Annotated in this window: 11 protein-coding genes and 1 pseudogene; 7 read left to right on the top strand and 5 right to left on the bottom strand. The window is 73.7% G+C overall.

The window, feature by feature from the left end:
• Positions 1-127 precede the first annotated feature (127 nt).
• On the top strand, positions 128-373 hold the full coding sequence (locus ACZ4W9_RS00220; protein WP_467932115.1) for a hypothetical protein: 246 nt from the start codon (positions 128-130) through the stop codon (positions 371-373).
• Between the two features lie 9 nt (positions 374-382).
• On the opposite strand, the gene ACZ4W9_RS00215 is transcribed toward ACZ4W9_RS00220, so the two are convergent.
• Positions 383-1,615 (bottom strand): lectin, encoded by a 1,233-nt coding sequence (locus ACZ4W9_RS00215; protein ID WP_467932114.1) that lies wholly within the window; start codon positions 1,613-1,615, stop codon positions 383-385.
• 317 nt (positions 1,616-1,932) lie between these two features.
• Between ACZ4W9_RS00215 and ACZ4W9_RS00210 the strand changes: the two are divergent.
• Positions 1,933-2,175: pseudogene (locus ACZ4W9_RS00210) on the top strand (proton-conducting transporter transmembrane domain-containing protein); the annotation flags it as partial.
• A gap of 659 nt (positions 2,176-2,834) precedes the next feature.
• Here the strand turns inward: ACZ4W9_RS00210 and ACZ4W9_RS00205 are convergent.
• Positions 2,835-3,221 (bottom strand): anti-sigma factor antagonist, encoded by a 387-nt coding sequence (locus ACZ4W9_RS00205; protein ID WP_467932113.1) that lies wholly within the window; start codon positions 3,219-3,221, stop codon positions 2,835-2,837.
• 206 nt (positions 3,222-3,427) lie between these two features.
• Here ACZ4W9_RS00205 and ACZ4W9_RS00200 point away from each other — a divergent pair, with 206 nt between their 5' ends.
• Together ACZ4W9_RS00200 and ACZ4W9_RS00195 are read left to right on the top strand one after the other, a co-directional pair.
• Positions 3,428-4,279, top strand: coding sequence for a hypothetical protein (locus ACZ4W9_RS00200; protein ID WP_467932111.1), 852 nt, complete (start codon positions 3,428-3,430; stop codon positions 4,277-4,279).
• A 92-nt stretch (positions 4,280-4,371) separates the two neighbouring features.
• The gene (locus ACZ4W9_RS00195) at positions 4,372-4,842 is read left to right on the top strand and encodes a pyridoxamine 5'-phosphate oxidase family protein (RefSeq protein WP_467932110.1); all 471 of its coding nucleotides are present in this window, start codon (positions 4,372-4,374) and stop codon (positions 4,840-4,842) included.
• A gap of 352 nt (positions 4,843-5,194) precedes the next feature.
• Here ACZ4W9_RS00195 and ACZ4W9_RS00190 read toward each other — a convergent pair whose 3' ends face one another.
• On the bottom strand, positions 5,195-5,506 hold the full coding sequence (locus ACZ4W9_RS00190) for a DUF4235 domain-containing protein (protein ID WP_467932109.1): 312 nt from the start codon (positions 5,504-5,506) through the stop codon (positions 5,195-5,197).
• A 28-nt stretch (positions 5,507-5,534) separates the two neighbouring features.
• Positions 5,535-6,551 carry a glutathione S-transferase family protein gene (locus ACZ4W9_RS00185; RefSeq protein ID WP_467932108.1) on the bottom strand — a complete coding sequence of 339 codons (1,017 nt, stop codon included), beginning with the start codon at positions 6,549-6,551 and terminating at the stop codon, positions 5,535-5,537.
• Positions 6,552-6,669: 118 nt separating this feature from the next.
• Here ACZ4W9_RS00185 and ACZ4W9_RS00180 point away from each other — a divergent pair, with 118 nt between their 5' ends.
• Complete coding sequence (locus ACZ4W9_RS00180) at positions 6,670-7,938, top strand: cation diffusion facilitator family transporter (protein ID WP_467932106.1); 1,269 nt, start codon at positions 6,670-6,672, stop codon at positions 7,936-7,938.
• Positions 7,939-8,018: 80 nt separating this feature from the next.
• On the opposite strand, the gene ACZ4W9_RS00175 is transcribed toward ACZ4W9_RS00180, so the two are convergent.
• Complete coding sequence (locus tag ACZ4W9_RS00175) at positions 8,019-8,483, bottom strand: nitroreductase family deazaflavin-dependent oxidoreductase (RefSeq protein WP_467932105.1); 465 nt, start codon at positions 8,481-8,483, stop codon at positions 8,019-8,021.
• A gap of 260 nt (positions 8,484-8,743) precedes the next feature.
• On the opposite strand from ACZ4W9_RS00175, the gene ACZ4W9_RS00170 reads away from it, so the two are divergent.
• Both ACZ4W9_RS00170 and ACZ4W9_RS00165 read left to right on the top strand, forming a co-directional pair.
• Entirely contained in the window at positions 8,744-9,973 is a 1,230-nt protein-coding gene (locus ACZ4W9_RS00170) for a cytochrome P450 (protein WP_467932104.1), read from the top strand.
• 18 nt (positions 9,974-9,991) lie between these two features.
• Entirely contained in the window at positions 9,992-10,192 is a 201-nt protein-coding gene (locus ACZ4W9_RS00165; protein WP_467932412.1) for a ferredoxin, read from the top strand.
• Positions 10,193-10,282 lie beyond the last annotated feature (90 nt).

Raw genomic sequence — 10,282 nt, 5'->3', positions numbered from 1 at the left:
GGCGTTGAGTTCCCCCCTCTTCCCCCCCCCCCCCACCCCCCCCCCCCCCCTCCCCCCCCCCCCCCCCCCCCCCCCCCCCCCCCGGTGGACCGCCCGTCGGCGAGCCGGGCGTTCTAGGCTCTATGACATGACCGAACAAGCAGCTCCCCACATATCCCGCCCGCGGATCCTGGTCCTCGGTGTGTGCCCGGGCAAGCCGGGCGAGCCGCCGTTCCGGATCATGGAGATCGACGGTCAGGTGGTCGGTGAGGCCCGGAATGTCACCGACGTCCTGGAGACGGCGGCCTCCTACGGCCTCACCATCCACGATCTCGACGATCCGGACGTGATCCGGTTCGTGGGCGGGGACAAGTACACCTGGCGGCCGCGCTGAGCGGACCGCTCAGCCGACCGTCCACTTCTGGTTGGCGCCGCCCGTGCAGGTCCAGATCTGCAGCCGCGTCCCGTTGGCCGAGTTGCCGCCGGTGACGTCGAGGCACTTGTCCGCCTGCGGGTTGACGATGTCGCGGGCCGCCGGGAGGGCCCACTTCTGGGCGGGGCTGCCGTTGCAGTCCCACAGCTGGACGGGGGTGCCGTCGGCGGTGCCGCCGCCGCTGACGTCCAGGCACTTGCCGAGCGCCCGCAGCGTGCCGTCCGAGCCGGCGGTCCACGCCTGTGCGTTCGTGCCGTTGCAGTCGTAGAGCTGGACCGGGGTGCCGTTCGCGGGGTTCGCGCCGGCCACGTCCACGCACTTGCCCGCCAGGCCCCGGATCGGCGCCCCGGCGGCGCCGGTGCCCGTCGTCACCGACACCGAGTCCACCACCAGCGTCTGCGGGAACTGCGTCGAACCGTCCGGGTCGCCGGGCCAGTAGCCGCCGACCGCCAGGTTCAGGATCAGGAAGAACGGCTTGTTGAACACCCATGTCCTGCCGCCCAGATCGGCGGGGGTGCGGCGCTGGTAGACGTTGCCGTCCACCGACCAGGTGATCGAGTCGGGCGCCCAGTCGACGGCGAAGGTGTGGAAGGCGTCAGCGAAGACCTGCCCGTTCGGCAGGGTATAGCCCGCGCCTATGCCGCCCGAGCCGGAGTAACCGGGGCCGTGGATGGTGCCGTGCACGGCCGACGGTTCGAAACCGACGTTCTCCATCACGTCGATCTCGCCCGAGTCCGGCCAGTTGACGGGGGTGCCGAGCATCCAGAACGCCGGCCACATGCCCTGCCCGCGCGGGATCTTCATCCGCGCCTCGACATGGCCGTACTGGGCGGTGAACTTCCCGGCGGTGTTCAGCCGGGCCGAGGTGTACTGGCAACTGCCGTACCAGCACTGGTAGCCGGCCGGGTTCTCCTTGCGGGCCGTGATCACCAGGTGGCCCTGGCCGTCCAGGGCCGCGTTCTTCGTGCCCGAGGTGTAGTACTGCCGTTCGTGGTTGTTGACGTTGTCGCCGGTCTCCAGCGTCCACTTCGACCCGTCGACCGCCGCGCCCGCGGGCCCGTCGAAGGTGTCGGAGAAGGTGGCGACGGCCGCGGCCGCCGGGGCGGCGCCCTCGGCCCGCGCCGGACCGGCGGCGGCCGAGCCGATCAGCACGGCGGACAGGGCGGCGAGCAGACATCTGCGGAGCAGGCGGGGGGAGGCCATGGCTCTCCGTTCTCGTGGGGGTCGTCGCGCGGCAAGAATGCGCCCCTTGATTTAAGGAGTGAGATAAGAGGGCGTCAATACTCTGGTACGGACCGGCCGGCCGCGCCCCCCGGCACGGGCCCCGCGACCGGCCCGGCGGCAACCTCCCGGCCCCGCACGCCGGTTGCCCCTTCCTTCGTTCCCGCCTCCGGGGCACTCCGGGTGCCGGCCCGCGTGCCGCCGCTCCCGCGCGGGCCCGGCGGTGCTTGGCTGCCCCCCAACGGCCCGCGCGGACACATCGCCCCGACTTTCCGCGCGACGGACCGAGGAGGTGCCGCGTGAACCGCCGTACCACCCCCGCGCGGTCCGTCTCCCACACCGGCCTGTTCCTCGTCGGGCTCGGCGTGCTCACCCCCGAGGGGGACGCCGGCGTCGCCCTCTGCCTCCTCGGCCACGCCGGCGTGAAGGCCGCGCTGTTCGCCTGCGCGGGCGCCCTGCCGGACCGGTTCGGCAGCGTCGACGAACACGCCCCGCACGGCCGGGGCCGGCCGCTGCGCGCCGCCGCGGTGATGTTCGCCGTCGGCGCCCTGGGTCCGGCCGGCCTGCCGCCGTTCGGCACGGCGCTCGGCAAGGCGATCACCGAGGAGGCGGTCGGCGGCCCGCTCACCGTGGTGTACGTGGCCGCCTCCGCGATCACCGCGGGCGCGGTGCTGCGGGTCACCGCCCGGGTGTTCCTCGGTCTCGGGCCGCGCCCCGGGGACGCCGAGTACGAGACCGGCGGCTCGGCCGAGGAGCCCGAGACCGGCGGTCCGCTCCGCCGGATCCCGGACATCATGACGACCGTGCCCGCCGTGCTGCTCGCCGCCGCCCTCGCGGCCGGCGCCGTGCCCGGTTCCGGCTCCCTGGTGGCACGGTCCGCCGCCGCGGCCGGGTCGGGCGGAGCGCACGCGACCGCGCACTGGACCGCGCACGGCGTGCTGCTGGGCGTGGCCTCGGGCGTGGCCTCCACCGTGGCGGCCGTGGCGCTCACCGGCCTCACCGTCACCCGCCCGGCCTGGACGGCCGCCCCGGCCGGACCGCGCCCCCCAGGCGGCTGCGGTCCGGGCACGTCGGCGACTACGTGGCCTGGCTGTTGGTGGACGCGACCGTGCTGGGCGCACTGGCGCTGCCCGGGGTGTGCTGGGCTCCTGACGCCCCGCGGGCCCGGCCCGGCGGGAGCGCGCCGCCGTTCCCGGCTTCCTCACGCCGTCCGGTCCGGTCCGCCGGCCGGCGGGCGGTCCAGGGCCGCGTCCAGGCCCTGCTGTGGGGGCAGCAGGCGGGCCAGGCCGGTGGCCCGGATGACCCGCAGCGTCAGCGGGTGCGTGCACACCAGGTGCAGTTGCCCGCCGCGCTCCAGCACCCGCGAGCGCGCGCGGTACAGCAGCCGCAGTCCCGAGCAGTCGAAGAACTCCACCGGCCGCAGGTCCAGCACGGCCCGGATGCCTGCCCGGCCGGTGACCCGGTCGAGGAACGGGCCGATCTCCTCCGCGGCGACGAGGTCGATCTCGCCCCGGAACTCCAGCACGGTGTGCCCGCGGTAGGCGTACACGCCCAGCTGCCGGGTGAGGGATACGGGTTCGTGTCGCACCTCGGCACCACCTCCCACCCGTGCGCCGGTCGATTCCGACCGCCAAGTTACCGCCGTTGCAAGGAATTTGAGCATGTTCGATTGACATATGTCTTCGACTTTGCGGCGTACCGCCGGTACGGTCCGCTCGCCCGCTGAACGTTTCCGCCCCCGCCGGCGTCGGAGGACCCGGAACCACAAGGACGGCCAGGAGAGCAGGGGCGGAAATGCGCAGAGGGCTCACAGCGGTGGTGCTGGCGGCGGTGACCGCCCTGACGGCGGCGGGCTGCGACGACGGCCCCCGCCCGGACCTGGTGGTCCGAGGCACCCCGCCGGCCACCCCCTACGGCGGCCCGCTCTCCGTGCCCACCAGGGAACTCGACGAGAGCGGCCCCCGCGCGCTGCGCCTGGCCGCCGGAGCGGCCGGCCGGGCACTGGAGTGCGACGGGGAGATCTTCGACGGCCTCGGCCCCGACGGATGGAGCAGGGCGGACGGCGGCACCACCCCCGAGGAGGGACTGGACCTCTACTTCGACATGGCGGGGCCCGACCTCCCCGGCCACGGCTACCGCGTGGAGCGCCGGGAACCCGACCGGGTGCTGTACTCCTACGACGTGGCCGGCCGGACCAAGGTGGCCGTCGTGGTGGCCAGGGACCAGGAGGGGCGGCCCGGCTGGGGCCCGGAGACCAGCGCCTCCTGCGACCCGGCCGAACTCCCCGAGAGCTTCACGGCCACCACGGACTGGGAGATCTGGACCGACCGCGCGGGCCGCAGGGTCCCGGTGTCCAGGCTGCACAGCTCCACGGGGCCGGAGCACTGCGGCTGGCAGTCCGCCCGCCTGCTCGCCCTGGACGACCGGACGTACGCCCGCGACCCCGACGGCGTGCTCGCCGGATACGACCTGCTCCGCGCCCCGTACCGGGCGCACGTCCGCATGCCCGCCGACGCCCGCGACACCGGCTACCACCACCGCGGCAGCCGGCTGTGGCTGACCGGCGACCGGCGGACCGCCTACGTCCGTACGCCCGGCGGCGTGGAGGCCTGGCCCCGCGTGAAGGACGACTTCGGCTGCGACTGACCTGGTCGCCGAAGTCGTGGCGCGACACGGTCTTCTCGTCGGGCATGGCCACACTGAACGCAACGATCACCGGAAAGAGGAGGCCGTACGTCATGATCCCGCCCCCGCCGCCCGCCCGCTCCGTCGCGCGGCGCAAGAAGGACACCCTCCACCGGCTGGACACCGACGTCGACGCCTGGGTCGCCACCGCGGGTCCCGAGGACGCGGCCCCGTATCTCGTGCCGCTGTCGTTCGTGTGGGACGGCACCTCGCTGCTGATCGCCACGGCGGCCGACAGCCCCACCGGCCGCAACCTCGTGGCCACCGGGAGGGCCCGGCTCGGCATCGGTCCCACGCGGGACGTCGTCCTGATCGAGGGGACCGCGCGGGCGGTGACCCCGGAGGACCTGCCCGAGGAGGACGCCGAGGTCTTCGCCGGCAAGACGGGCTTCGATCCCCGTCGGCTGGCCGCCCCCTACCTGTACTTCAGGGTGATCCCCCAGCGCGTCCAGGCCTGGCGGGAGGAGAACGAACTGCGCGACCGCGACCTGATGCGCGACGGCCGGTGGCTGGACGCGGTCTGAGCGGTGGGGCGGGGTAGGGGCCGGGGAGGCGGCGGGGCGGCCCGCGTCCGGCTCTCTCACGGGGCCGGCCGGGCGACCGGGCCGGCCCACAGGCCCGGACCCGGCCGCCCCGTCGGGTGGACCGGCCCCGGCCGCCGACGCCAGCCGCCGTTCCCGGCGGCCGTCCGCCGTCGGCCACCGGTGGCCCGGGCCGACCGCCGTGGGCTGCCGATGATCCGGACTCTCCGTTGTGGGCTGCCGGTGGCCCGGGCCGCCGTCCGTCGGCGGTCCGGGGCGGCTTCGGCCGGCTCTCTTCGGCCGTGGGCCGGTCCCGGTCGTCTCTCGTCGGGCGTCGGTCAACCCCGGTCGGCGGTCAGTCACGGCCGTTCTTGTCCGTCGACGGCCATACTCCCGTCGAGCGGGCGATGGCCTTCGCGCCGGTGCGGTCCACGGCGCTGCGGACCACCGCGAAGATCGCCCCCTGTACCGCCGCGGCCAGCAGGATCTCGCCCCAGCCGCGGTCCTGGTCCAGCGCGTCGGGCGCGTCGTCCTCGTGCCGGATCGTCTTCCACGCCTTGCGGAACGCCACCCCGGCCAGCGCGCCGCCCGCCCAGCTGAGCGCGAAGCCGAACGGCTGGTAGACGAGCGGGAGCTTGTTCTTCTTGTGCTTGTCTTTCTTGGCCATGTGTGACTCCTTCCTCGTCGGACGCCCCTCATGCGGGCCGTCCCCGGGGGGCCACCCGTTCGCCCGGGGGCACCGGTCCCGGCGGCGTGCCGTCACCGAACGGCCGGCCGCCCAGCTCCTCCCGGCGGTGTCCGGTCAGCCAGCCGCCGAGATCCGGCCCGAGCGGCACGATCCCGGTGGGGTTGATGCCGGTGTGGACTTGGTAGTAGTGCCGCTTGATGTGGTCGAAGTCGACCGTGTCCCCGAAGCCGGGCGTCTGGAACAGGTCCCGGGCATACGCCCACAGCACCGGATGCTCCGCCAGCTTCCAGCGGTTGCACTTGAAGTGGCCGTGGTAGACGGCGTCGAACCGGACGAGGGTGGTGAACAAGCGGATGTCCGCTTCCGTGAGCGTGTCGCCGACCAGATAACGCTGCCCTGACAGCCGCTCACCGAGCATTTCCAGCCGCCGGAAGACACCCGCGCACGCCTCCTCGTACTGCCGCTGGTGCGTGGCGAACCCGGCCCGGTACACCCCGTTGTTCACGTCCTCGTACACCTCGGCCATCACCTGGTCGATCTCCTCGCGCCGGGCGGCCGGGTACAGGTCCGGCGCGCCGGGGCGGTGCAGGGCGGTCCACTCGGTGGCCAGGTCCAGGGTGATGCGCTGGTAGTCGTTGGTGACCAGCCGCCCGCTGGGGACGTCCACGATCGCGGGCACGCTGACCCCGCCCGGGTGGCCGGGCTCCCTCCGGTCGTAGGCCTCGCTCAGGTAGCGGATGCCGAGCACCGGGTCGCGGCCGTCCGGATCCAGGGTGAACCGCCAGCTGCGGTCGTCCTGGACCGGATCGGCCACCGCCAGCGAGAGCGCGTCCTCCAGGCCCAGCAGCCGGCGCGAGACGACCGCCCGGCTCGCCCACGGACAGGCGCGGGAGACCACCAGCCGGTAGCGGTCCGACGCCACCGGCCAGCCGTCCCGGCCGTCGGCGGTGATCCGGTCGGCGAAGTGGCTCCGGGACCTGGTGAACGTCCGGTGTCCGTACGCGCTGTTGCCGTGGCCGCCCATGTCTCCTCCTCGCCGGCCGGATGCTCCTGACCCCCGCGTTCCCCGTTCCGGCCCCGTGTTCCCCGTTTCGCGCGGCCCGCACGGTGTGAGCGGCCCGGTCGGGGGCAGTCGGCGAAGGGTGAGCGGAACATCCTCGAACCGGGAGACGGCCGCCCGTACGGCCGGGAGCAACGCCCACCGCCCGACCCCCGGCGCCCCGCCGGACGCGTCACGGCCTTCCTCCGGCCACGGCGGTCCGCCGGATCGCCGCGACAGGGCGGGCGGCCACCCGGAACCCCATCACCCCGAGCCCCGCGGCGGCCATCCGGAACCCCACCACGCCGCGTCCCCCGGCGGCCACGCCGGCACCGGCGCCGACGCGCACACGGACCACGGCACCGTTCGGCCCACCGGCCCGGACACCGACGGCGGCACCGCCCCCGATGCCGGCCCCGGGGCCAAGGACGACCGGTCCACCAGGATCACCGTCCTCGTGGCGCTCGCGGCCAATCTGGTGATCGCCGTCGCGAAGGGGGCCGGCGGGGTGCTCGCCGGCTCGCCCGCGCTGCTGTCGGAGGCCGCGCACTCGGTCGCCGACAGCCTCAACGAGGTCTTCCTGCTGGCCGCCCTGCGCCGCAGCCGCCGCCCGGCCGACAGCCGGCACCCGTTCGGCTACGGCAAGGAACGCTTCTTCTGGTCCCTGCTCGCCGCAGTGGGCATCTTCGTCATGGGCGGCTGCTTCTCCTTCTTCCAGGGCTTCGAGGCGTTGCGCGGCGGCGCCGAGGAGGAGCTGAGCGGCTATGTGGCGGGCCTGATCGTGCTGGGCGTGGCGCTGGCCGCCGAGGCCGGCTCGCTGCTGCGGGCCCTGCACCAGGTGCGCCGGCAGGGCGGCGGCCTCGGCGGGCTGCGCGACCCCGCGCTGCGCACGGTGGTCGCCGAGGACGGCACCGCGGTCCTCGGTGTGACCCTCGCCCTGATCGGCATGGCCCTGCACATGGTGACCGGGCAGGTCGTCTGGGAGGCGTCCGCCTCCCTGGCGATCGGGGTACTGCTGGTCTACGTCGCCTACCGGCTCGGCCGCGACGCCCGCGACCAGCTCATCGGGGAGGCCGCCGAACCGGAGCTGAGCGGCAGGATCCGGGCGCTGCTGCGGGCCCAGCCGGAGATCGACAGCGTGGAGGCGCTGTTCACCATGAAGCTGGGTCTTGACTCCACGCTCGTCGCGGCCCGCGTCGACCTCGTGCCGGGGCTGGACAGCGAACGCGTGGAGGAGGTCGCCGACCGTATCAAGCGGTCCCTCGCCCGGACGTTCCCCGACGCCGGCCAGATCTTTCTCGACGTCACCGACCGGCTCGCGGACGGGGCACAGGAAAGCCCCGCCGCGACGGGGGAACGCGGCGGGGCCTGACCGACCAGTGCCCGACGCCGAACCGCTTCACACGTTCCAGAAACAGATTTTTCTGAAATACAGCGGTTCCCGGCCGGAAATCAGCCCTCGCCGGAGGAGTCCCCGTCGGACGCTTCCAGCACGAAGACGGGGATCTCCCGGGAGGTCTTCTCCTGGTACTCGGCGTACGGCGGGAACGCGGCCACCGCCCGCTCCCACCACTCGGCCTTCTCCGCCCCGGTGACCTCACGGGCCCGCATGTCCCGCTTCACCGGGCCGTCCTGCAACTCGACGTGCGGGTCGGCCTTGACGTTGAAGTACCAGACCGGGTGCTTGGGGGCACCGCCGACGGAGGCGACCACCGCGTACCGGCCCTCGTGCTCCACCCGCATCAACGGCGTCTTGCGGAGCTTGCCGCTCTTCGCGCCCCGGGTGGTCAGCACGATCACCGGCAGCCCGGTGTCGAGCAGGGTCGTGCCCTGCGTCCCGCCCGAGCTCTCGTACAACTCGACCTGCTCGCGTACCCACTGTTCCGGGCTGGGCTCGTACTCGCCCTCAAGAGGCATGATCTCGCGCTTCCCTTCATCCGTCCGACGAACATCGTCGCGGTCGACAACACCCGCGGCCACCGGAAACATCCGTACCGCGCACGGCCATTACCTCACAGGATGTCCGGGACGGTGGCCGGTTCCCGGCCGTCGAGGCGGGGTACTTCGGCCAGATCGCGAAGGCCACCGATGTGGCCGAACTTCCCGTCGACCCATAGATGCCTGGGGCATCTAATGAAGATCGGCACGACGCACTCATTCGTCTGCGAGGTCTTTCCATGACGGAACTGACGGACACCACCGGCCCGGCTGCCCCGGCCGAACCCGTCGCATTCCCCCAGGACCGCACCTGTCCCTACCACCCCCCCACCGGATACGACCCGCTGCGCGACGGGCGACCCCTGTCCCGCGTCACCCTCTACGACGGCCGCGAGGTCTGGATGGTCACCGCACAGGCCACCGCCCGCGCCCTGCTCGCCGACCCCCGGCTGTCCACCGACCGCCGCCGCGACGGCTTCCCCGTGCCCACGCCCCGCTTCGAGGCCGGCCGCTACCGCAAGCTGGCCCTGCTCGGGCTGGACGACCCCGAGCACCACCAGCAGCGCCGGATGCTGATCCCGTCGTTCACCGTCAAACGCGCCACCGCGCAGCGCCCCTGGATCCAGCGGATCGTGGACGGACTGCTGGACGCGATGATCGAGCGGGGTCCGACCGCCGACCTGGTCTCCGCCTTCGCGCTGCCCGTGCCGTCCATGGTCATCTGCGAACTGCTCGGCGTGCCCTACGCCGACCACGAGTTCTTCGAGGAGCAGTCCCGCCGGCTGCTGCGCGGCCCGACCGGCGACGACACCACGGACGCCCGGGACCGGCTGGAGGGCTACCTCGGCGAGCTGATCGACGCCAAGGCCAAGCAGGCCGAGCCCGGCGAGGGCATTCTCGACGACCTCGTCCACCACCGGCTGCTCCAGGGCGAGCTGGAGCGGGAGGACGTGGTGTCGCTCGCCGTCATCCTGCTGGTCGCGGGGCACGAGACGACCGCCAACATGATCTCCCTGGGCACCTACACCCTGCTCCGGCACCCCGACCGGCTGGCCGAGCTGCGCGCCGATCCCGCGCTGCTGCCCGCCGTCGTGGAGGAGCTGCTGCGGATGCTGTCCATCGCCGAGGGGCTGCAGCGGATCGCGCTGGAGGACATCGAGATCGACGGCACCACCATCCGGGCCGGCGACGGCGTGCTGTTCGCGACCTCCGTCATCAACCGGGACACGGCCGTCTTCGACGACCCCGACGGCCTGGACTTCCACCGCGCCGACCGCCACCACGTGGCGTTCGGCTTCGGCATCCACCAGTGCCTGGGCCAGAACCTGGCCCGCGCGGAACTGGAGATCGCCCTCGGCAGCCTCTTCACCCGGCTGCCCGGGCTGCGGCTCGCCGTCCCGGCGGAGGAGATTCCCTTCAAACCGGGCGACACGATCCAGGGGATGCTGGAACTCCCCGTGACCTGGTAAGAGGCTTCGCTCATGCACATCGACATCGACATCGACAAGGACGTCTGTATCGGCGCCGGGCAGTGCGCGCTGGCGGCGCCGGGCGTCTTCACCCAGGACGACGACGGCTACAGCACCCTGCTGCCCGGCCAGGAGGACGGCGTCAACGACCCGATGGTCCGGGAGGCCGCCCGCGCCTGCCCGGTCAGCGCGATCACCGTGCGCGAGCGCACCGCCTGACGGGCCGGGGGGGGGGGGGGGGGGGGGGGGGGGGGGGGGGGGGGGGGGGGGGGGGGGGGGGGGGGGGGGGGAGGGGGGGGGGGGAGGAGG

It is taken from the genome of Streptomyces sp. NPDC029296, from assembly GCF_055569255.1.
This window is presented reverse-complemented; position numbering and strand designations above follow the sequence as displayed.